A 21,774-nucleotide genomic window follows, 5' to 3' on the forward strand; every position below is an offset into this window, starting at 1 on the left:
AGCGGAGGGTTCCGGTGCCCGCCCCCCGCGCCGGCTCCGGTCATTCCCCGGTGAACGCCGCCTTGTGGTCCAGCACCCACTCCCGGTAGCTCCGCGCCGGTCGCCCCAGTGCCCGCGGTACGTCCTCGGTGACGACGGCGTTGCCGCCCTCCTCTATGAAGCGGGCGCTCGCCATGAGGCTGTCCACATAGGCGGCGCCGAGGCCCGTGCCCAGGAGTTGTTCGCGGCGCTGTTCCGCGGTCGGTTGGAGAAGTTCCACCGGCCGGCCGAGGATCTCCCCGAGCACTGCGGCCTGGCCACTGGCACTGATGACCTCGGGTCCGGTCAGGGTGTAGGTGCGCCCCGCGTGACGTGGGTCGAGCAGTGCGCTCACGGCGACCTCGGACACGTCCCGCGGGTCGACCACGCCCTGTCCGCCGTCGCTCATCAGGTGGGGCGCGGGGGTGCCCTCCCGGACGGCCTCGGCCCAGGCGAGCGTGTTGGAGGCGAAGGCGGAGGGGCGCAGCACGGTCCACTCCAGGCCGCTCGCCCGGACGGCCTCCTCGCCGGGCAGGTGCCAGCCGCCGAACCCGGCCAGCCGGGGGTCACCGGTGCCGATCGAGGAGAGCTTCACGATCCGCCTCACCCCGGCCGCCCGCGCCGCCTCGACCAGGCCCCGGTCGTACTCGGCGTCTTCGGGGCCGAACACTCCGACCAGGAAGGCGGCTTCCGCGCCCGCCATCGCCCGCTGGACCGAGACCGGGTCACGGTGGTGCCCGGGTACGGTCTCGACGCCCGAGGGCACCCGGGCCGTCGCCGGGTCCCGGGTCAGGGCACGCACCTTCTCGCCTCGCGCCGCGAGCTGTCGTGCCACTTCACTGCCGATGGTGCCGGTGGCACCCGTCACAAGGATCATGTCCACCACGATGGGCGGCGGGCGGCGCCGGACTCTTGGAAATTCCGGCACGGTTCACGGGCCCGGACGGCCGTGCTCCGGGCCTACGGTGGTGAGGTGACGAACACCATGTTCCGACAGATCCTGCCCACACCCGAGGCACTGCGTCCCTGGGTCGCGGGCATCGGGTCGGTGTCGGTGGACGCCGACCCGGCGGAGCCGTACGTCCAACTCCCCGACAGCGCCACGAAGGTGGTCTTCCGGATCGACGCGGACGGCCGGCGCAGCACCCTGGTCGTCGGCCCGCGTACCCGCGCCTCGTACCACCGGGGCAAGCGGTTCACCTCCTGCCTGGAGATGCGGCTGGCGCCCGGTACCGCCCGCCCCCTGCTCGGCGTCCCGGCGGTCGATCTCGTGGGCGACGCGGTACCCCTGGAGACACTGCCTGCCCCGGCCGCGCGCCAACTGGCCCGCGAGTTGCGGAACATGGCGCCGGATCAGGTGGTGCCGCATCTGGCACAGGTACTCCCGACCCGTCTGTCCGCCGCCGCGGACCGCTCACGCACGGCCCTGCTCAAGGCCGGCGCCGACGCGTTGTCGATGCGCACCGGCCGCGTACCGGGGCAGGTGCGGGACGTGGCACGCGAACTCGCCGTCAGCGAGCGCCAGTTGCGCAACCTCTTCGCCGAGGGCGTCGGTCTCTCGCCGAAGCACTACGCCCGTATCGACCGGGTTCACGCGGTGCTGGCCCGGGCCGGCGACATCCCCTGGGCGCAGCTCGCGGTCACCTCCGGCTACTACGACCAGTCCCATATGACGTCCGACTTCCGCACCCTGATGGGCGTCCCGCCCCGCTCGTACTTCAGCGGCCGCCTCCCCGACGCCCAGCCCTGCCAGGTGGCCGCCCGCCGCTGACGCACGACCGCTGCCACCTCGACGCGGATCCGGCCGTGCCCGTACGGCCGGAGAATTGGGGTGCGACAGGCCCTCCCGCCTGGGATGCTCCGGTCCATGGCCGCACGACGCACCAGACCCAGCCTCTACATCTCCGTCGACATCGAAGCCGACGGCCCCATCCCCGGCCCGTACTCCATGCTGAGCTTCGGCGCGGCGGTCGCCGGAGTGCAGGACGCCGACGGTTTCACGCCGGCCGACCCGCAGGAGCGCACCTTCTATCGGGAGTTGCGTCCCATCAGCGAGGAGTTCGTGCCGGAGGCGCTGGCCGTGAGCGGGCTGGACCGGGCGCGGCTCGTGCGGGAGGGCAGCGAACCGGCGACCGCTCTCGCCGAGTTCGGCGACTGGGTGCGTGAGGTGAGCGCCGGCGCCCAGCCGGTGATGTGCGGCTACCCGGCGTCGTACGACTGGACGTTCCTGTACTGGTATCTGATCCGCTTCACCGGTACCAGCCCCTTCGGGCACTCGGGCTGCCTCGACATGAAGACGCTGTACGCGACGAAGGCACGGCTGCCGTTGCGGGCGGTGGCGAAGGGCACGATGCCGCGCGAGCTGCTCTCCACCAGGCGGCACACACATCACGCGCTGGACGACGCGATCGAGCAGGCCGAGCTGTTCGCCAACCTCATGGCGTGGCCCGGCCGGCTCACAGTGACCTCCTGACGGTCGCCCCTGGTTCAGTGGGCGGCCGCCATGTCCTCCCCGGCCTCCATCGGATGCGTCACGTCCTGGGCGTCGCGCCGCCTGCCCAGGTGGTTGAAGACCAGGTTCAGCGTCACCGCCGCCACACAGCCCGTGGAGATGCCGGAGTCGAGGACGATCCGTGCCGTCTCCGGGAAGGCGTGGTAGAACCCCGGCGCCGTGATCGGGATGATGCCGACGGCCAGCGAGACGGCGACGATCAGGATGTTGTTGTCCTTCTCCAGGCCGGCCCGGACGAGGGTCTGGATGCCGCTCGCGGCGACGGAACCGAACAGCACCACGCCCGCACCGCCCAGGACCGGACGCGGTACGACCGCGATGAGCGACGCGGCCATCGGGCACAGGCCCATCAGCACCAGGAAGCCACCGCCCGCGGCGACGACGTACCGGCTGCGGATCTTCGTCATCGCGACCAGGCCGATGTTCTGGGCGAAGGCGCTGCACATGAAGCCGTTGAAGAGCGGGCTGATCGCCGAGCCGAGGGTGTCGGCGCGCAGGCCGGCCGCGATGGTCCTCTCGTCGGCCGGGCGCTCGACGATCTCGCCGAGCGCCAGCATGTCGGCCGTCGACTCGGTCATCGACACCACCATCACCACGCACAGCGAGATGATCGCGGCGAGCTGGAACTGCGGGGCGCCGAAGTGGAACGGGGTCGGGAAACCGACGACGTCCGCGTCCGCGACCGGTCCGAAGTCCGTGACGCCGAAGGGGATCGCGATCAGTGTGCCGATCACCAGACCGAGCAGTACGGCGATCTGCTTGACGAATCCTCGGGTGAAGCGGCGCAGGAGGAGCACGATCACCAGCGTCGCGCCCGCCAGGCCCAGATAGGTCGTCGAGCCGTAGTCGTCCGCGGCCGGATTCGGTCCCTGCGCCCAGCCGAAGGCGACCGGCAGCAGGGACACACCTATGAGCGTGATCACCGTGCCGGTGACGACCGGCGGGAAGAACCGGACCGCCTTGCTGAAGAAGGGCGCGGCGAGGAAGCCCAGGAGGCCGGCGACGATCACCGCTCCGAAGATGATGGGCAGGGCGTCGGACTTGTCGTCGGTGGAGGCGACGATCGCCGTCATGGGGGCGACACCGGCGAAGGTGACGCCGTTGACGAAGGGCAGCCGGGCGCCGATCTTCCAGATACCGAGGGTCTGGAGGAAGGTCGCGATGCCCGCGGTGAAGAGACAGGCGCCGGTGAGGAAGGTCAGTTCGGTGGCGGTCAGGCCGATGGCGGCACCGACGATCAGGGGTGGGGCGACGACTCCGGCGTACATGGCGGCTACGTGCTGGAGACCGGTGGTCGCCATCTTGAGGGCGGGGAGTTTCTCGTCAACGGGGTGGGCAGACACGGGCGGCTCCTCCGGTCGGGTAACACGTCGGCTCTGACATGGGTTTCAGGGAGGTGGTGCGCGGTCGTGCGGGACCGGGGGACGGGACCGTTCCGGGGCGCGTGCGTCCAACACGCGCCCCGGAGACGGCCGCCATGAACCCCGCTCGGGTCCACGGCTGCCGACCGGGAGCCGTCCCTCCCGGCCGGAGATCAAGTGCCGTATCGGCCATACGGCGTTGGCGATACGGAGTCGGTCCTACGGCCTTACTGCGCGGCGATCCGCGCCAGCCGCTGCGCTTCCTGACGGGTCGAGCGGGCGATCGCGTCCTCGTCGGCCGTGAGCAGCCGTCCGTCCTCGACGATCTGCCGGCCGTTCACGAAGGACGCCGTGACCGGGGCCGCCGCGCCGAAGACCAGCGCGGTCACCGGGTCGGCGATGGAGGCGTGTGCGAGCGTGTCCAGCTTCCACAGCACGAGGTCGGCCAGCTTGCCCGGCTCCAGCGAGCCGATCTCGGCGGCACGGCCGAGGACCTGGGCACCGCCGTACGTCCCGAGCCGCAGCGCCTGCCGGGCGTTCAGGGCGGCCTCGCGGTGGGCGCCGAGGCGGTTGATGAGCAGGGCGTTGCGCAGTTCGGTGTGCAGTTCGCCGGACTCGTTGGAGGCCGTGCCGTCGACGCCGAGGCCGACCGGGACACCGGCCGCCAGCATGTCGGGGACGCGGGCGATACCGGCGGCGAGGCGGGCGTTGGAGGAGGGGCAGTGGGCGACACCGGTCTTCGTACGGGCGAAGGCGGCGATGTCGGAGTCGTTCATGTGGACGCAGTGCGCCATCCACACGTCCTCGCCGAGCCAGCCGGTGGACTCGAAGTAGTCGGTCGGGCCCATGCCGAACAGTTCGTGGCAGAACTTCTCCTCCTCCACGGTCTCCGAGCCGTGGGTGTGCATGCGCACGCCGAGGCGACGGGCCAGCTCACCGCCCTGCCTGAGCAGCTCGGTGGAGATGGAGAAGGGGGAGCACGGGGCGACGGCGACCTGGGTCATCGCGTCGAAGGAGGCGTCGTGGTGCTTCTTGACGGTCTCCTCGGTCCCGGCCAGCGCGCCTTCGAGGGTCTCGACCGCGAAGTCCGGCGGCAGGCCGCCGTCCTTCTCGCTGCGGTCCATCGAGCCGCGGGCCAGGGTGAAGCGGACGCCCATGTCGCGGGCGGCGCCGATGATGGCGCCGGACAGGTCACCGGAGCCCTGCGGGTAGACGTAGTGGTGGTCCATGGCGGTGGTGACACCACCGCGGGCCATCATCGCGAGCGAGCCCTGCGCGGCGGACCGCACCATCTGCTCGTCGATCCGCGCCCAGGTCGGGTAGAGGGCGACGAGCCAGTTGAAGAGGTTGTGGTCCGTGGCCAGACCCCGGGTGATCCACTGGTAGAAGTGGTGATGGGTGTTGATCAGGCCGGGGGTCACGAGATGCCCGGTGGCGTCGATGCGTCGGACCACGTTCTCCAGGCCCTCGGGGGCACTGCCCGCGCCGAGCGACTCGATGCGGTTGTCCGCGACGACGATGTGGCCGGTCGCGTACTCGGTGTCGTTCGCGTCCACCGTCGCGATCGAACAGTTCTCGATGACGATGCGCTGGGCTGCTGCCATGGTTCGCCCCTTTTTTACGGGAGTTGTGCTGAGTTCGAGAGGGCACGGCAGGACCCTGGGGGATTTGAGTACCGCGGCCGGGGAGCCTTCGAAGGCCCGCTTCTCCGGCCGCGGGTGCCGAAATGGAGTTGCTGGCTTACAGGTTGGTGAGGTCCATGGGGATCTTCGCCTCGCAGCCGTCCCGCAGGATGGTGGCCTCGATCAGGCCGTAGGGGCGGTCGGCGGCGAAGTACACCTCGTTGTCGTTCTTCAGCCCGAACGGCTCCAGGTCCACCAGGAAGTGGTGCTTGTTCGGGAGGGAGAAGCGGACCTCGTCGATCTCGCTGCGGTTGTTGATGATGCGCGAACCCATCTGGTACAGGGTCTGCTGGAGCGAGAGCGAGTAGGTCTCGGCGAAGGCCTGGAGCATGTGCTTCCTGGTCTGCTCGTAGGACTTCTCCCAGTTGGGCATCCGCTGCTCGTCGTCGGTCCAGTTGAACCGCCAGCGGCCGGAGACCTGGGTGGCCAGGATGCGGTCGTACGCTTCCTTCAGCGTCGTGTACTTGTCCTTGACGTAGCCCCAGAACTCGGAGTTGGTCGAGTTCATCACGACGAGGTCCTTGAGGCCGGAGATGACCTCCCACTTCTCACCGTCGTAGGTGATCTGCGTGACCCGCGTCTCCTGGCCCTTGCGGACGAAGGAGTGCTTGACCTCGTCGGCGCCGATGAACTGCGAGTTGGCGTCGGAGGCCGCGATCCGCTCCCAGGCGTACTCCTCGATGCGGATCCGGGCGATCTTGATCGGCTCCTGGCTGGTCACGAAGTGCCGGGCCAGGTGGATGCCGAACTGCTCGGCCGACTCGATGCCGTGCTCCTTGGCGAACGCGTACACCGTGTTCTTGGTGGTGTCGGTCGGCAGGACGTTGGCGTTGGAGCCGGAGTAGTGGACCTCGTCCATGTCGCCGGACAGGGCGACCGAGACGTTGAGGTCCTTGATGTGGTGGGTGGCGCCGTCCCGCGTGATCTTTACGACTCGGTTCTCGGCCTTGCCGTACTGGTTCTGTCCCAGGATCGTGGGCATGTCTGCTAGCTCCCTCGGTAAACGGAGTAGCCGAACGGGTTGAGCAGCAGCGGCACGTGGTAATGCTCCCCGGGCTTGACGGCGAAGGTGATCGCCACCTCGGGGAAGAACACGGCACCGCTGTCCCGATTCGCGGGGGCGTCCTGCTGCGCATCGGCTTGCTTCTTCTCGAAATACGGCTCCACCGCGAAGTCGAGCCGTACGTGTGTGGTCCCCTCCGGCAGCGCCGGGAGGTCCTTGCACCGCCCGTCCGCGTCGGTCGCGGAGCCGCCGAGCGCCTGCCAGTCCGCGTCACGACCACTGCGGGACGAGAGCTGGATGGCGACACCCTCGGCGGGGCGGCCGATGCTGGTGTCCAGGATGTGGGTGGACACGGAGGCGGTGGTGCTGGTGCTCATGGTCAGGCGTCCTCTTCAGTCTTCTTCGACGAGTCGGGCGAGCCGGATACGGTTGATCTTGCCCAGCTCGGTGCGGATGATCTCCCGCTCCTGCTCCGGCGAGTTGCCGATCCGTTCCTTGACCGCGTCGCGCATCTGCTCGCCGGTCCGGCCGGTGGCGCAGATCAGGAAGACATGGCCGAACTTGTCCTGGTAGGCCAGGTTGAGTTCGAGCATCTCCGCCTTGAGCTCCTCGGAGGCGCCGGCCATGCCGCGCTGCTCCCGGGCCGAGGTCGGATCGCCCGGCTTGGGGCGGCCGATCGGCGGGTGCCCGGCCATCGCCTCGGCCAGGTCCTCGGCGGTCAGCTCGGCCATGGCGGCGTCGCTGGCGGCGTAGAGGTCGTCGGCGGAGGCATGGGGGCGGCCGGCGAGCAGCCGCTTCACCCAGGTGGTGGAGGCGCACGCCTCGTGGAGAGCGGCGTGGGCCGCGTGCTCCTCCAGGGCGTTGAACCGGGCCAGGCCCGGGGGCGTGGAATTCGACGTCACGGGAGCCTCCGTGGCCGCGAAGGGCCTTCGTTCTGAACGGGCGTGCCGATAGCTAACGCCCTACGACGAGGAGACGTCAACACTTTGTTGAAAATTCGCGATACCGAAACCGGGCGGGACGCCACAGGCGCCCCTTCTCCCGATTCAGGCCACTTCAGGCACCCTTCTCACGGTTGAGGTAGTTGTAGACCGTGAAGCGACTGACGCCGAGCGCGCTCGCCACGGTCTCCACCCCATGTCGCACGGAGAAGGCGCCGCGCGCCTCCAGTATCCGCACGACCTCCTGCTTGTCCTTGCGGTCCAGGTCGGCCAGCGGCTTGCCCTGCCGGCGCTCCATGGCGGCCAGGATGTGATCCAGGGAGTCGGCCAGCTGGGGCAGGCGTACGGCGACGACGTCGACACCCTCCCAGGAGAGCACGACATCCTCGGGCCCGGCCTCGTCCGGCGGGAGTATCTCGCCGCCCATGGCGTCGACCAGCGGTTTCACGGCCGCGATGAAGGGCTCGTCCCCGGTGCGGGTCACGCCTCGCCCTCCCCGACCACATTGACCTGGAGCGAGATCCGGGTGGCGCCGGCCTCCAGGGTCCTGCGCAGCAGGGCGTCCACGGCGGTGAGCACGGCGTCGGCGCCGCCCTCCGCCGTGTTGCCGAACGGGCCTACGTCCACCGCGTCGAGCTCGGCAGCCTCGACGACCTCACGGGCGACCACCGCGTGCGCGGGCGCCTCGTCAAGGTCGAAGGGTTCGGTCGTGAACTCCACTCTCAATCGCACGCGGTCAACCTAACGCCCGGTGCCCCTTTCCGCCGACCCCTCTTGACAAGCTTCGCCACGCAGCGGCAATCTTCCAGTAAGCAGAAAACAACTTCCGTAATACGGAATATCGACCACGGAAGGGAGCGCCGACCCCCATGGGATTCGTACAGCAGCGCTTCAACGTCAACCTGTCGATCCTCTTCACGGAACTCCCGCTCCTGGAGCGCCCCGCGGCCGCCGCCGCGGCCGGCTTCACCGCGGTCGAGCTGTGGTGGCCCTGGATCGACTCCCCCACCCCCGAGCAGTCCGAGCTCGACGCCCTGAAGCAGGCGATCGAGGACGCGGACGTCCAGCTCACCGGCCTGAACTTCTACGCCGGCCGACTGCCCGGCCCCGACCGCGGCGCCCTGTCGGTACCGGGCGAGGAGTCGGAGCGGTTCCGCGCCAACATCGACGTGGCGGCGGACTTCGCGGCCTCACTGGGCTGCAAGGCGCTCAACGCGCTGTACGGCAACCGCGTCGAGGGCGTGGACCCGGCCGAGCAGGACTCGCTCGCGCTGAAGAACCTGGCCCTCGCGGCCCGGGCGGCCGACCGGATCGGCGCGATCCTGCTGATCGAGACCCTCAACAAGCCGGAGTCGCCGCTGTACCCGCTGGTGTCGGCGCCGGCCGGTGTCGGCATCGTCGACAAGGTCAACGAGACGACCGGCCTCGGCAATGCCAAGTTCCTCATGGACCTCTACCACCTGTCCATGAACGGCGAGGACCTGCCGTCGGTGATCGAGCAGTACGCCTCGAAGACCGGCCACGTGCAGATCGCCGACAACCCGGGCCGAGGCGCGCCGGGCACGGGCACGCTCCCGCTGGAGGAGCTGCTCGACCAGCTGAGGAAGGCCGGTTACGAGGGCTGGGTGGGCCTGGAGTACAAGCCGGGCGACCGCCCGAGCGCCGAGGCCTTCGACTGGCTGCCCCGCGAAGCGCGCGCCGCCCGCTGAACACACCCCGTATTTGAGAGGCACCCCATCATGAGCACCCTTGCTGATTCTTCCCACCCGACCCGCCCGGCGATTGCCTGGATCGGCCTCGGCATCATGGGCTCCCCCATGTCCGAGAACCTGATCAAGGCGGGTTACCAGGTCACCGGCTTCACCCTGGAGCAGGACAAGCTCGACCGCCTGGCCGCCGCCGGTGGCACGGTCGCCGGTTCGATCGCCGAGGCCGTGAAGGACGCCGACGTCGTCATCACGATGGTCCCGGCCTCCCCGCAGGTCGAGGCCATCTCCTACGGCCCCGACGGCATCCTGGAGAACGCCAGGCCCGGCGCCCTGCTGATCGACATGTCCTCGATCACCCCGCAGACCTCGGTCGACCTGGCGAAGGCGGCCAAGGACAAGGGCATCCGCGTCCTGGACGCCCCGGTGTCCGGCGGTGAGGCCGGCGCCATCGAGGCCGTGCTGTCGATCATGGTCGGCGGTGAGCAGGCCGACTTCGACCAGGCCAAGCCGATCTTCGACGCCCTCGGCAAGACCATCGTGCTGTGCGGTCCGCATGGCTCGGGTCAGACCGTGAAGGCGGCCAACCAGCTGATCGTCGCCGTGAACATCCAGGCGTGCGCCGAGGCCGTGGTCTTCCTGGAGAAGTCCGGCGTGAACCTCCAGGCGGCGCTGGACGTCCTCAACGGCGGCCTGGCCGGCTCGACCGTGCTGACGCGGAAGAAGGACAACTTCCTGAACCGCGACTTCAAGCCGGGCTTCCGTATCGACCTGCACCACAAGGACATGGGCATCGTCACGGACGCCGCACGCAATGTCGGCGCCGCGCTGCCGGTCGGCGCCGTGGTCGCGCAGCTGGTCGCGTCCCTGCGGACGCAGGGCGACGGCGGCCTGGACCACTCGGCGCTGCTGCGTGCCGTGGAGCGCCTCTCCGGCGCCCAGGTCTGAGCCGGGCCCTGCCACAGACTTCCGGGTCGCGGCGCCGCTGACACCTGTCCTGTCGCGCCCAGGCGGCGGCGCGGCCCGGAATCACCTTCACCAGAACGTTGATTCAGTTCAACAAACTGTTGACGCCCAGATCACTCCACTTCTAGGCTCCACGAAGCGGAAACAGTTTTCCGCTGACACCCGCACGGAAGGTCCCCGATGTCGAAGCGCGTGCTCACGACCGAGTCCGGCGCCCCGGTCGCCGACAACCAGAACTCAGCCTCCGCCGGCGTCGGCGGCCCGCTCCTCCTCCAGGACCAGCACCTCCTGGAGAAGCTCGCCCGCTTCAACCGCGAGCGCATCCCGGAGCGCGTGGTGCACGCCCGTGGCAGCGGCGCGTACGGCCACTTCGAGGTGACCGACGACGTCACCGGCTTCACCCACGCCGACTTCCTGAGCGAGGTGGGCAAGCGGACCGAGGTGTTCCTGCGCTTCTCGACCGTGGCCGACAGCCTCGGCGGTGCGGACGCGGTCCGCGACCCGCGCGGCTTCGCGGTCAAGTTCTATACGGCGGAGGGCAATTACGACCTCGTCGGCAACAACACCCCGGTGTTCTTCATCAAGGACCCCATCAAGTTCCCCGACTTCATCCACTCGCAGAAGCGCGACCCGTTCACCGGCCGCCAGGAGCCGGACAACGTCTGGGACTTCTGGGCGCACGCCCCCGAGGCCACGCACCAGGTGACCTGGCTGATGGGCGACCGCGGCATCCCGGCGTCGTACCGCCACATGAACGGCTACGGCTCGCACACCTACCAGTGGACGAACGCCGAGGGCGAGGCATTCTTCGTCAAGTACCACTTCAAGACGAACCAGGGCATCCGCTGCCTGAGCGCCGAGCAGGGCGCCGAGCTCGCGGGCAAGGACCCCAACTCGCACCAGACGGACCTGCTCCAGGCCATCGAGCGGGGCGTGCACCCGTCCTGGACGCTCTACGTCCAGCTCATGCCGGCGGCCGAGGCGGCCGACTACCGCTTCAACCCCTTCGACCTCACCAAGGTCTGGCCGCACAAGGACTATCCGCTGCAGCGGGTGGGCCGGCTGGTCCTGGACCGCAACCCGGACAACGTCTTCGCCGAGGTCGAGCAGGCCGCGTTCTCCCCGAACAACTTCGTGCCGGGCATCGGCCCCTCCCCCGACAAGATGCTCCAGGGCCGGCTGTTCGCCTACGCGGACGCCCACCGCTACCGCCTGGGCGTCAACCACACCCAGCTCGCGGTGAACGCCCCGAAGGCCACGACGGCCCAGAACTACGGCCGTGACGGCCTCATGGCGGCCAACTCCCAGGGCCGCGGGGCGAAGAACTACGAGCCGAACTCCTACGACGGCCCGGTCGAGACCGGCCGCCCGCTGTCGGCCCCGCTGGCGGTGACCGGTCACACCGGCACCCACGAGGCCCCGCTCCACACCAAGGACGACGACTTCTTCCAGGCCGGCGAGCTGTACCGCCTCATGTCGGCCGAGGAGAAGTCCCGACTGATCGCCAACATCGCCGGTGGCCTCTCCCAGGTCTCCCGCGACGACGTGATCGAGAAGAACCTGGCCCACTTCCACGCCGCCGACCCGGAGTACGGCAAGCGCGTGGAGGAAGCGGTCCGCGCCCTGCGCGAGGACTGAACCCCCAGGCTGCGTCCGTCTCCTGACGGGAGGTCATGAGCCGGACGCAACCGCCCGCGCACGACACCGAGCGACCCGGATGAGGGGTGGTCGCCGGCGTCGGGCGCGGGCAACGTGAGGACCGCGGCGGCGTGCGAGCCAGTGCGGTGGTGAAGGTCCGGACTCCTTCTTCGACCTGAGGGAAGGAGCCCCGGTTCCGTCGCTGCCGCCGCGGTCCCGAGCCCCCCCAGACCCCGTCCGGCGGCGCGAACGTCCTGTCGCGCCCAGCCTCGCACCGTCGGACGGTCACAACGGAAATACCTCACCGGCCGGGAAGCGCCGGGTACGGACGGTCCCGTACCCGGCGCTTCCCGGCGTCCGCGGGGTCGGAGAGAGCGCGCTGGGCGTTGTCAAGGAGTTCCTTGTAGGTCAGGACCTCGACCCGGCTGAGGTGGGTGTTGTACGTGCGCAGCGCCTCGGTGATGTCCGCCTCGGGGACGTCCGGTTGCCGTGCCGGATGGCCGACGAGCACCAGGGCACTGGCTCGTCTCGTCTCGAGTCCGAACTCCTCACGGATACGCGTGCGGTTCTCGTCGAGCCCCACCAGGTAGTTGACGGCCTGCCCGACGGCCTCGGTGACCTGCGCCCCCGGCACCCAGGCATTGCGGTGCCGCTTGACCAGCGGGCCCTCAAGGCCCATCGACCGCTTCAGCTCCACGATGTGCAGGGAGCCGTCGCCGCGGATCAGCGGGATGTCCACCTCGTCGCCGGGAACCAGCCTGCGCTGGGCCGCCTCCCCCACGAAGCGCCCGCCGAAGATCCAGTGCTGCCCTTCAAGGACCCGTTGCAGATCGCGTTCGAGAGCCCCGGGATCCTCGACGACGGCACGCAGGGCGTCGAGTCCGGCCGCGCGGCGCCTCAGTTCGGCCGCCTGGAGTACGAGTCGGCCCCGGTCGTCGGCCGCGAGCAACGCGACCGCCTCGGGGGAGGCGGCGATCGTCCGGGCCGCCTCGACGGGGTCCTCGACGTCGATCCGGTCGTCGCGCAGGATGCGTTCCAGCCACAGCGCGATCTCCGACCGGCCGCGCGGGATGACGTAACGTCCTGGCCGGTCGTCGGGAGCCTCCAGGAACAGTGCGTCCTCCCCCTGCGCCCGGAAGTGCTCCAGGACGTCGGCGGCGCTCGCGTCGGGCCGGCTGCTCAGCAACTCCTGGCCCTTGCCCACCATCCACTGGTGCGTCGCCCACATCGTGCGCGCGAGGAAGTCCCGGTTCGTCTCGTTGCGCGCGCCGGCCTGGAACAGCCGGTGCCGCTCCTCGAAGTCATGGCGCAGGATGCGGCCCTGCGCGTAGTCCAGGGAGTCCTGGAGGAGTCGTACGACCTGCCACTCCCCCGCGGCCGCCGCGGCACCGCGCGCCCCTTCCAGCAGCTCGGTGAGCTTCCTGCCGCCCCGGCGGTTGCGGCTGCGCCCTCCGTGCATGTGCTGGAAGACGGCGGTGAGCGCCTCCCGCACGGCCGTGTCGGCGGTCTCCTTCTCCACCACGCGGAGCTGCCATTCGAGCGTCATGTCGCTTCGGGTCACCATGGGGGGATTGTGCGGGCCGCCACTGACAATCCCGTCGGCGTGCGGAATTCCGCGGCCCGCAGGAGGCTGAAGGCATGGCACATCCAACGGAGCACCCGCACGTCGTGGTGCACCCTCCGGCGCTGGACGGGTCCCGGCGGGTCACCGAGGGCGACGCGACACTGGGGATCGCCACGCATGTGGACGACGTCAGCGAGATCCTGCGGCTCGCCGACCTGTACGTCACGGACGTGGCGGAGAGCGACTTCATCGACTGGCAGGGCGGTGGCCCCGACGACTGGCCGGGGCTGTCGGAGCACCCGGAGGATTAGACGGTCGCGTACGCATTCGGACGTACGCCGGCTACGGAACCCTCAGATCAACCTCTGAACCGGCGTCGGGAGGCTTCAACCGCCCCCTGCCGAGGGCACATTCTTCTCACACGGGGCCCGTCGGCACGGGGGCGGCGGGCCCCGACGGGGGAACACGGAAAGGGGCGGTCCGACCTCTCGGTCGGACCGCCCTTCGCCGAGCGGACGCGGCGGACTCGCTGGACGCGTCAGACCTTCAGCGTCTTGATCGACGTCGGTGCGTGACCCGGCTCCGTCGCGATCTCCTCGAACTCGACGACGTTGCTGATGTCGTTGGTCGTCGACATGGAGATGTTGGTGACGCGCTCCAGGATGGCCTCGACGACCACCGGGACCTGGAACTGGGCGGCGAGCTTCTTCGCCTGCTCGAAGGCCGCGCCGAGCTCCGCCGGGTCGGTCACCCGGATCGCCTTGCAGCCGAGGCCCTCGACGACCTTGACGTGGTCGACGCCGTAGACGCCCAGCTCGGGCGAGTTGATGTTCTCGAACTCCAGGTTGACCTGGAAGTCGATCTCGAACGCCCGCTGCGCCTGGCGGATCAGGCCCAGGTAGGAGTTGTTCACCAGGACGTGGACGTACGGGATCCTGTGCTGCGCCCCGACCGCCAGCTCCTCGATCATGAACTGGAAGTCGTAGTCGCCGGACAGGGCGACCACCTGTGCCTCCGGGTCGGCCTTCGCCACGCCCAGCGCGGCCGGGATGGTCCAGCCGAGCGGGCCCGCCTGGCCGCAGTTGATCCAGTGCCGCGGCCTGAAGACGTGCAGCATCTGGGCGCCCGCGATCTGCGAGAGGCCGATCGTGGAGACGTACCGGGTCTCCGGGCCGAAGGCCTTGTTCATCTCCTCGTAGACGCGCTGCGGCTTGATCGGGATGTCGTCGAAGTGCGTACGGCGCTGGAGGGTCGCCTTGCGCTCCTGGGCGGTGGCCGCCCATGCCGAGCGGTCGGGCAGCCTGCCGGCCGCCTTCAACTCCCGCGCCACCTCGACGAACAGCTCCAGCGCCGCCTTGGCGTCGGACGCGATGCCGTAGTCCGGGGCGAAGATCTTGCCGATCTGGGTGGGCTCGACGTCGACGTGGACGAACGTGCGCCCGGCGGTGTAGACGTCCAGCTTGCCGGTGTGGCGGTTGGCCCAGCGGTTGCCGATGCCGAGGACGAAGTCGGACTCCAGGAAGGTCGCGTTGCCGTAGCGGTGCGAGGTCTGCAGGCCCACCATGCCGGCGTTCAGTTCGTGGTCGTCGGGGAGGACGCCCCAGCCCATGAGGGTCGGGACGACCGGCGTGCCGGTCAGTTCCGCGAACTCGACCAGGAGTTCGGCGGCGTCCGCGTTGATGACACCGCCGCCCGCGACGATCAGCGGCCGCTCGGAGGCGTTCAGCATCCCGATCGCCTTCTCGATCTGGGCACGGGACGCGGCGGGCTTGTAGACCGGGAGCGGCTCGTACGTCTCCGGGTCGAACTCGATCTCCGTGAGCTGGACGTCGATCGGCAGGTCGATGAGGACCGGGCCGGGCCGGCCGGAGCGCATCAGGTGGAACGCCTGCTGGAAGACACCGGGGACCTGCGCGGCCTCCAGGACGGTCACCGCCATCTTGGCGACCGGCTTGGCGATCGAGGCGATGTCGACGGCCTGGAAGTCCTCTTTGTGGATCACGGCGGTCGGGGCCTGGCCGGTGATGCACAGGATCGGGATGGAGTCGCCGATCGCGGAGTACAGGCCGGTGATCATGTCGGTGCCGGCGGGGCCGGACGTGCCGATGCAGACGCCGATGTTCCCGGGGTGCGTGCGGGTGTAGCCCTCCGCCATGTGCGAGGCACCCTCCACATGGCGGGCGAGGGTGTGGTTGATGCCCCCCGAGGCCTTGAGCGCCGCGTAGAAGGGGTTGATCGCCGCGCCCGGCACGCCGAACGCGTTGCTGACACCCTCGCGCTTGAGGATCTCGACTGCCGCTCGGGCAGCGGTCATACGAGCCATTGAGTACTCCTGCTTCGGCTGTCGGATTCGCACTCCCGTCGCGCCCCGCGGTGAGCGTCTTCCGTATTGCGGAAAGTTACTTCTACTATCTGGAAGTAATGTAGGAGGGTGTGCGAAGGCCGTCAAGAGAGGGACAAGCCGGGGCCTCTTGGAGGACGATGAGGACCATGTCCGAGAGCGTGGCCGTGCGCTGCCCGGCCTGCCGACGCGAGCACGTCTATACGGCCCCCGCCTATCCCTGCGAGTGCGGTGCGCCCGTGGCGCCGCCCCTCGACCCCGCGGGGACCGCGACGCCCGTCACCCGTCGCGCCTGGGACGACGAATGGATCGGCGTGCGCTGTACGGCGTGCGACCGCGAGGGCGAGTGGCCCCGCCCGGAGCTGGGCTGCCCCTGCGGCACGGTCCTGCTCGTGCCGGTGGCACGGACGGCCACGGACCCCGAGCCGGCGCCGCCGCGGGCGCCGACCGCGCGCCGCGCCTTCCAGCCCGTCACGATCCGTACCGCCCACGACGCGGTGTCGGCGGCCGCCGTGTATCTGCGCTGGCTCGGCTACCGGGACATCCGCCGCGCCGACCAGAGCCCCACGTCCGGCGTCGGCATCTCCGCCCACGGGCTGCTCGCGCAGGTCGACCCGACCGTGCAGCCGGCCTCCCTGCGGGACGTGGAGTGCCTGTGGCTGACGGCCATGGCGGAGTCCGTCCCCTGCGTCTACTTCGCCCTGTCCGGCTACGCCCCCGACGCCCGGGCCCGCGCCGACACCCTGGGCGTCCCCCTGTTCGTCCTCGACCTCACGGGCACGCCCCAGCCGGTCAACGCCCTCGCCGACGACCTGGACGCCACGGGCGCCGCGTAATGCGCTTGCCCGCACGCCGTCTCCTCCCGAGACTCGGGGGATGCGTATCCGACCGGCCGGCACCGACGACCTTCCGGCACTGCGGGCCATCGAACGCGCCGCGGGCGCGCCCTTCCGGGACATCGGCATGGCATGGGTCGCCGAGGACGAGCCGCCCGCGCTGGACGTCCTGGAGGGCTATCGCCTGGCGGGCCGCAACTGGGTCGCGGTGGACGACGACGACCGCCCGGTCGCCTATGCGATCTGCGAACCGGTCGACGGCGCCCTCCATGTCGAGCAGATCTCGGTCCACCCGGACTTCGCCCGCCGCCGCACAGGGCGCGACCTCCTCGCCCACGCCGCCGAGCGCGCACGCACCGAAGGCCTGACCGGTCTCACCCTGACCACCTTCACCGAGGTCCCGTGGAACGCGCCGTACTACGAGCGCCTCGGCTTCCGCGTACTGGAGGAGGCCGAGCTCACCCCGGGCCTACGGAAGATCCGCGCCCACGAGAGGGAACTCGGCCTCGACAGATGTCCCCGCGTCTGCATGCGCCGTGACTAGGGCCTGTCGTTTGGATCCTCTCGGCGTCGCGGGCCCTGGCACGCGCATCTGCGGCGTTGTCGTCGGTCGCCAACTCCCCCACTCTCGACTTCGCTCGAGCGGGGGGACCCCCATCGCGTTGACTCCCTCCTCCGCCTTGCAGCTGCACGCTCCCCGACGCTCGAACCGGCTTCGCTCGGCTCGCGCGGGGGCACCCCCATCGCCCCGCTGGGGTCGGCTGAGAAGAACCGCACCTCACGGCCGAGCTGATCCAAACGACAGGCCCTAGCCGCCCGCGGCGTAGCGCTCCCGCAGCTCGATCTTGCGTACCTTCCCGGAGACCGTCATCGGGAAGGAGTCGAGGATCCGCAGCCCGCTCGGGATCTTGTAGTGCGCCAGCCGCCCCTCGCAGAAGGCCCGCAGTTCCTCCAGCGTCGGCGGGTCACCCTGAGCGCGCGGGATGACGCACGCCAGCACCTCCTCGCCGTACCGCTCGTGCGGCACCCCGACGACCTGGACGTCCGCGATCTTGGGATGGGCGTAGAGGAACTCCTCGATCTCGCGCGGGTAGATGTTCTCGCCACCCCGGATGATCATGTCCTTGATCCGGCCGACGATCTCGACATAGCCGTCCTCGCGCATCGTCGCGAGGTCACCGGTGTGCATCCAGCGACCGGCGTCGACGGCCTCGGCGGTCTTCTCCGGCTCGTTCCAGTAGCCGAGCATCACGCTGTAGCCGCGGGTGCACAGCTCGCCCGCCGTGCCGCGCGGCCGGGTCACGCCGGTCGCCGGGTCGACGATCTTCACCTCGATGTGCGGCAGGACGCGGCCGACGGTGCCGGTGCGGTGCTCCAGGTCGTCGTCCATCCGGGTCTGGAGCGAGACCGGGGACGTCTCGGTCATGCCGTAGCAGATGGAGACCTCCGCCATGTGCATCTCGGCGACCACCCGCTTCATCACCTCGACCGGGCAGGGCGAGCCCGCCATGATGCCGGTGCGCAGGGAGGAGAGGTCGTACGACGCGAAGTCGGGGAGGTTCAGCTCCGCGATGAACATGGTCGGTACGCCGTACAGGGAGGTGCACCGCTCCTGCTGGACCGCCTCCAGCGTGGCCTTCGGGTCGAAGGAGGGGGCCGGGATCACCATGCAGGCGCCATGGGAGGTGGCGGCCAGATTGCCCATCACCATGCCGAAGCAGTGGTAGAACGGGACCGGGATGCAGATCCGGTCCTGCTCGCCGTACACGATCAACTCCCCCACGAAGTAACCGTTGTTGAGGATGTTGTGGTGGGAGAGGGTGGCCCCCTTCGGGAAGCCCGTGGTGCCCGAGGTGTACTGGATGTTGATCGGGTCGTCGCAGGACAGGTCCTCGAACGGGGCCGGTGTCGCCCGCGCGATCAGCGCCTCCCAACTCGGGTCCCCGATGAACACCGTCTCCCGCAACTGCGGGCACCTTCCCCGCACTTGCTCGACCATCGCCCGGTAGTCGCTCGTCTTGTGACGGACGGAGGCGACCAGCAGCGAGACTCCGGCCTGGTTGAGGACGTACTCGACCTCATGGGTGCGGTAGGCCGGGTTGATGTTCACCATGATCGCGCCGATGCGGGCGGTGGCGTACTGGACCAGCACCCACTCGGGGCAGTTCACCGCCCAGATGCCCACCCGGTCGCCCTTGGCGACGCCGCTCGCGAGCAGGGCGTACGCCAACTCGTCGACGTCGGAGGCGAATTGGGCGTACGTCCAGCGCCGCCCCGACGGCACGTCGACCAGCGCCTCACGGTCCGGCCAGGCCGCGACGGCCCGGTCCAGGTTGGCGCCGATGGTGTCGCCGAGCAGCGGCGTGTCGCCGATCCCGTGGGTGTAGGAACTCACCGGAAGTCCTCCTCGCGGTACTCGGCGTCCGAGCCCGCCGCCGTGGCCTCGCGCAGCTCGATGCGGCGGATCTTGCCGGAGACGGTCTTGGGCAGCGGAGCGAACTCCAGGCGGCGGATGCGCTTGTACGGCGCCAGAACATCCCGGGAGTGCTCGAAGAGCGCCTTGGCCGTGCCGGGGCCCGGCTCCCAGCCCTCCGCGAGCACGACGTACGCCTTCGGCACAGCGAGCCGCAGCTCGTCAGGGGCGGGCACGACGGCCGCCTCGGCCACCGCCTCGTGCTCCAGCAGGGCGCTCTCCAGCTCGAACGGGGAGATCTTGTAGTCGGACGCCTTGAAGACGTCGTCCGCGCGGCCGACGTAGGTGATGTAGCCGTCGGCGTCCCGGGAGCCGATGTCGCCGGTGCGGTAGTAGCCGCCGGCCATCGCCTCCGCCGTACGGTCGGCGTCTCCGTGGTAGCCGGTCATCACGCCGACCGGCCGCTCGGAGAGATCCAGCGCGATCTCGCCCTCGTCGGCACCGGGGGCGCCGGAGACCGGGTCGAGGAGTTCGACGCGGAAGCCGGGGCTGGGACGGCCCATGGAGCCGGTCTTCAGGGGCTGGCCGGGGCTGTTGGAGACCTGGACGGAGGTCTCGGTCTGTCCGAAGCCGTCGCGGATGGTCACGCCCCAGGCGCGCCGGACCTGTTCGATGACCTCGGGGTTCAGCGGCTCACCCGCCGCCACGACCTCGCGGGGCCGGTTGCGCAGCGCGCTCAGATCGGCCTGGATGAGCATGCGCCAGACGGTCGGCGGAGCGCAGAAGGTGGTGACGCCCGCGCGGTCCATCTCGGCCATCAGCCGGGCCGGGTCGAAGCGCGTGTAGTTGTGGATGAAGACGGTCGCCTCGGCGTTCCACGGCGCGAAGAGGTTGGACCAGGCGTGCTTGGCCCAGCCGGGCGAGGAGATGTTCAGATGCACGTCGCCGGGCTTCAGGCCGATCCAGTACATGGTGGCCAGATGCCCGATCGGGTACGAGCTGTGGGTGTGCTCGACCAGCTTGGGGCGGGCGGTCGTGCCGGAGGTGAAGTACAGCATCAGGGGGTCGTCGGCCAGGGTCGGGCCGTCCGGGAGGAACTCGGCGGGCGCGATGGCGTACGCGTCCTCGAACGGCTCCCAGCCCTCCTCGGGCAGTCCCCCGACGCAGATACGGGTGTAGGCGCCGGGGACGTCGTCGAACTTGGCGGTGTCCTCGGCCCGCACGACGACATGCCGGACGCGTCCGCGCTCGACCCGGTCGCGCAGGTCGGCGGGGCCGAGCAGCGGGGTGGCCGGGATGACGACGGCGCGCAGCTTCATCGCGGCCAGCGCGGTCTCCCACAGCTCGACCTGGTTGCCGAGCATGACGAGGATCCGGTCCTCGGCGGCGACGCCCCGGTCGCGCAGCCAGTTGGCCACCCGGTCCGAGCGCTCGGACATCTCGGCGAAGGAGATCCGGACCTCGCCGCCGTCCTCCTCGACGATGTGCAGCGCCGTGCGGTCGTTCCCGTCCGCGACGACGTCGAACCAGTCGAGCGCCCAGTTGAAGCGCTCGGGCCGGGGCCAGGCGAAGCCCTCGTACGCGGTGGCGTAGTCCTCGCGATGTTCCAGCAGGAAGTCCCGCGCACTGCGGAACAGCTCCGTCCCCGTCGTCATCTGTCCTCCTAGGGGGTGCTTTGAAAGTCCCGTGCGGTGCCCGCGGTCGCCGAGGGTGCGTGCCGGGCGACGTGGGTGCTGTGCGGGACTTTCAAAGCACCCCCTCGTACCGGACCTTGCCGGGCGGCTCTCTGTCATCGTGTAATCCGTGACGTGGGTCTCACTACCCCCGAACGGGGGTGTGCGCTCGGGAAACGGCGCAGTGAAAGGGCGAGTACGTGGCAGTGGACGCGGCCGGGTCGGTGGAGATAGGGGGCGCGCTGGTGCGCCTGCGCCGCGCGACGGGGCTCCCCGTCGCCTTCGGCGGCCTGGTGGAGCCCGGTCGCCGGCGGGTACGCATCAGCGAACTGACCGGCACGGCCACCGACTCCCTGCGCAGACTCGCGGTGACCGCCGGCAACGGCCTCGGCGGCAAGGCCGTCGCCCTCGCCCGCCCCTGCGCGGTCACGGACTACTCCGCCTCACGGCAGATCACCCATGAGTACGACGCCGCCGTAGCGATGGAGGGCCTGTGCTCGGTGCTGGCGGTCCCGGTCGTCGTACGGCGCCGGGTGCGCGGTGTCCTGTACGGCGCCCTGCGCACGGCCCAGCCGCTGGGCGACCGCACGCTGACGGCGGCCGTGGACGCGGCGCGGGACGTGGAGCAGGCGCTGGTGGTGCGGGACGAGGTGCGGGCGCTGCTTGAGGCGTCCCGGCCGGCGGGAGCGCGGCCCGACCGGGGTGCCGGGTGGGAGCAGGTCCGCGAGGCCCACGCGGCCCTGCGCGCCCTGGCCCCGCGCATCGGCGACCCCGCGCTGCGCGCGGAGCTGCTCGACGCCTGCGGACTGCTGACGGAGGGGGCCACTCCGCAGCGCGTACAGCTGGCCCCGCGCGAACTGGACGTGCTGGCGTGCGTGGCCGCCGGCTCGACGAACGCGGTCGCGGCCGAGCGGCTGGGGCTGCGCGCGGAGACGGTCAAGGGCTATCTGCGGTCGGCCATGCGGAAGCTGGGCGCCCATACGCGGGGGGAGGCGGTGGCGGCGGCGCGCAGGGCGGGGTTGCTGCCGTAGTCCCGGGCCGGTTCGGCGGCGTAGGAGCGCCGCCGCGGGCCCGTGGGTCACGGCGGTGGTCCAGCCCACCCCGACAACCCCTCATTCAT

The 21,774-nt window shown here is 70.2% G+C and carries 21 protein-coding genes; 9 read left to right on the forward strand and 12 right to left on the reverse strand.

Annotated elements, in window-relative coordinates; genetic code table 11:
• Positions 1-40: 40 nt before the first annotated feature.
• Complete coding sequence (locus ACZ7NC_RS30190) at positions 41-895, reverse strand: NAD(P)H-binding protein (protein WP_471492657.1); 855 nt, start codon at positions 893-895, stop codon at positions 41-43.
• A 108-nt stretch (positions 896-1,003) separates the two neighbouring features.
• Between ACZ7NC_RS30190 and ACZ7NC_RS30195 the strand changes: the two genes are divergently transcribed.
• Both ACZ7NC_RS30195 and ACZ7NC_RS30200 read left to right on the forward strand, forming a co-directional pair.
• Positions 1,004-1,789: an AraC family transcriptional regulator gene (locus ACZ7NC_RS30195; protein ID WP_471492658.1), complete on the forward strand. Its 786-nt coding sequence runs from the start codon at positions 1,004-1,006 to the stop codon at positions 1,787-1,789.
• A 96-nt stretch (positions 1,790-1,885) separates the two neighbouring features.
• Positions 1,886-2,491 carry a 3'-5' exonuclease gene (locus ACZ7NC_RS30200; protein ID WP_471492659.1) on the forward strand — a complete coding sequence of 202 codons (606 nt, stop codon included), beginning with the start codon at positions 1,886-1,888 and terminating at the stop codon, positions 2,489-2,491.
• Between the two features lie 14 nt (positions 2,492-2,505).
• Here the strand turns inward: ACZ7NC_RS30200 and ACZ7NC_RS30205 are convergent, their stop codons facing one another.
• The 7 genes from ACZ7NC_RS30205 to ACZ7NC_RS30235 form a co-directional block, all read right to left on the reverse strand.
• Positions 2,506-3,873, reverse strand: a complete 1,368-nt coding sequence (locus tag ACZ7NC_RS30205) for a nucleobase:cation symporter-2 family protein (RefSeq protein ID WP_471492660.1) — start codon at positions 3,871-3,873, stop codon at positions 2,506-2,508.
• Between the two features lie 245 nt (positions 3,874-4,118).
• A complete protein-coding gene (locus tag ACZ7NC_RS30210) occupies positions 4,119-5,495 on the reverse strand; it encodes an 8-oxoguanine deaminase (protein ID WP_471492661.1) in 1,377 nt (458 codons plus the stop codon).
• A 136-nt stretch (positions 5,496-5,631) separates the two neighbouring features.
• Positions 5,632-6,555, reverse strand: coding sequence for a factor-independent urate hydroxylase (gene pucL, locus ACZ7NC_RS30215; RefSeq protein WP_471492662.1), 924 nt, complete (start codon positions 6,553-6,555; stop codon positions 5,632-5,634).
• A gap of 5 nt (positions 6,556-6,560) precedes the next feature.
• Positions 6,561-6,953, reverse strand: a complete 393-nt coding sequence (uraH, locus tag ACZ7NC_RS30220) for a hydroxyisourate hydrolase (RefSeq protein ID WP_471492663.1) — start codon at positions 6,951-6,953, stop codon at positions 6,561-6,563.
• A gap of 15 nt (positions 6,954-6,968) precedes the next feature.
• The gene (gene uraD, locus ACZ7NC_RS30225; protein WP_471492664.1) at positions 6,969-7,478 is read right to left on the reverse strand and encodes a 2-oxo-4-hydroxy-4-carboxy-5-ureidoimidazoline decarboxylase; all 510 of its coding nucleotides are present in this window, start codon (positions 7,476-7,478) and stop codon (positions 6,969-6,971) included.
• A gap of 154 nt (positions 7,479-7,632) precedes the next feature.
• Positions 7,633-8,001, reverse strand: a complete 369-nt coding sequence (locus ACZ7NC_RS30230; RefSeq protein WP_471492665.1) for a helix-turn-helix domain-containing protein — start codon at positions 7,999-8,001, stop codon at positions 7,633-7,635.
• Positions 7,998-8,249, reverse strand: a complete 252-nt coding sequence (locus ACZ7NC_RS30235) for a YkoF family thiamine-binding protein (protein ID WP_471492666.1) — start codon at positions 8,247-8,249, stop codon at positions 7,998-8,000. Before ACZ7NC_RS30235 ends, ACZ7NC_RS30230 begins: the two co-directional genes overlap by 4 nt.
• 137 nt (positions 8,250-8,386) lie before the next feature.
• On the opposite strand from ACZ7NC_RS30235, the gene ACZ7NC_RS30240 reads away from it, so the two are divergent.
• The 3 genes from ACZ7NC_RS30240 to ACZ7NC_RS30250 all read left to right on the forward strand — a co-directional run bounded on the left by ACZ7NC_RS30240 (position 8,387) and on the right by ACZ7NC_RS30250 (position 11,827).
• A complete protein-coding gene (locus tag ACZ7NC_RS30240) occupies positions 8,387-9,226 on the forward strand; it encodes a TIM barrel protein (RefSeq protein WP_471492667.1) in 840 nt (279 codons plus the stop codon).
• A gap of 30 nt (positions 9,227-9,256) precedes the next feature.
• The gene (locus tag ACZ7NC_RS30245) at positions 9,257-10,171 is read left to right on the forward strand and encodes a 2-hydroxy-3-oxopropionate reductase (protein ID WP_471492668.1); all 915 of its coding nucleotides are present in this window, start codon (positions 9,257-9,259) and stop codon (positions 10,169-10,171) included.
• Positions 10,172-10,369: 198 nt separating this feature from the next.
• On the forward strand, positions 10,370-11,827 hold the full coding sequence (locus ACZ7NC_RS30250; protein WP_471492669.1) for a catalase: 1,458 nt from the start codon (positions 10,370-10,372) through the stop codon (positions 11,825-11,827).
• Between the two features lie 301 nt (positions 11,828-12,128).
• On the opposite strand, the gene ACZ7NC_RS30255 is transcribed toward ACZ7NC_RS30250, so the two are convergent.
• Positions 12,129-13,391, reverse strand: a complete 1,263-nt coding sequence (locus ACZ7NC_RS30255) for a Shedu anti-phage system protein SduA domain-containing protein (protein WP_471492670.1) — start codon at positions 13,389-13,391, stop codon at positions 12,129-12,131.
• Positions 13,392-13,465: 74 nt separating this feature from the next.
• Here ACZ7NC_RS30255 and ACZ7NC_RS30260 point away from each other — a divergent pair, with 74 nt between their 5' ends.
• Complete coding sequence (locus tag ACZ7NC_RS30260) at positions 13,466-13,702, forward strand: hypothetical protein (protein ID WP_471492671.1); 237 nt, start codon at positions 13,466-13,468, stop codon at positions 13,700-13,702.
• Positions 13,703-13,929: 227 nt separating this feature from the next.
• Here ACZ7NC_RS30260 and gcl read toward each other — a convergent pair whose 3' ends face one another.
• Positions 13,930-15,714, reverse strand: a complete 1,785-nt coding sequence (gene gcl / locus ACZ7NC_RS30265) for a glyoxylate carboligase (RefSeq protein WP_471492672.1) — start codon at positions 15,712-15,714, stop codon at positions 13,930-13,932.
• Positions 15,715-15,872: 158 nt separating this feature from the next.
• Between gcl and ACZ7NC_RS30270 the strand changes: the two genes are divergently transcribed.
• On the forward strand, positions 15,873-16,568 hold the full coding sequence (locus ACZ7NC_RS30270; protein WP_471492673.1) for a hypothetical protein: 696 nt from the start codon (positions 15,873-15,875) through the stop codon (positions 16,566-16,568).
• Between the two features lie 40 nt (positions 16,569-16,608).
• Entirely contained in the window at positions 16,609-17,112 is a 504-nt protein-coding gene (locus tag ACZ7NC_RS30275; protein WP_471492674.1) for a GNAT family N-acetyltransferase, read from the forward strand.
• A 264-nt stretch (positions 17,113-17,376) separates the two neighbouring features.
• On the opposite strand, the gene ACZ7NC_RS30280 is transcribed toward ACZ7NC_RS30275, so the two are convergent.
• Together ACZ7NC_RS30280 and ACZ7NC_RS30285 are read right to left on the reverse strand one after the other, a co-directional pair.
• On the reverse strand, positions 17,377-18,963 hold the full coding sequence (locus ACZ7NC_RS30280; RefSeq protein WP_471492675.1) for an AMP-binding protein: 1,587 nt from the start codon (positions 18,961-18,963) through the stop codon (positions 17,377-17,379).
• Positions 18,960-20,636, reverse strand: coding sequence for an AMP-binding protein (locus ACZ7NC_RS30285; RefSeq protein WP_471492676.1), 1,677 nt, complete (start codon positions 20,634-20,636; stop codon positions 18,960-18,962). Before ACZ7NC_RS30285 ends, ACZ7NC_RS30280 begins: the two co-directional genes overlap by 4 nt.
• 218 nt (positions 20,637-20,854) lie before the next feature.
• On the opposite strand from ACZ7NC_RS30285, the gene ACZ7NC_RS30290 reads away from it, so the two are divergent.
• Entirely contained in the window at positions 20,855-21,685 is an 831-nt protein-coding gene (locus tag ACZ7NC_RS30290) for a response regulator transcription factor (RefSeq protein WP_471492677.1), read from the forward strand.
• Positions 21,686-21,774 lie beyond the last annotated feature (89 nt).

Source organism: Streptomyces sp. NPDC111802, assembly GCF_055634335.1.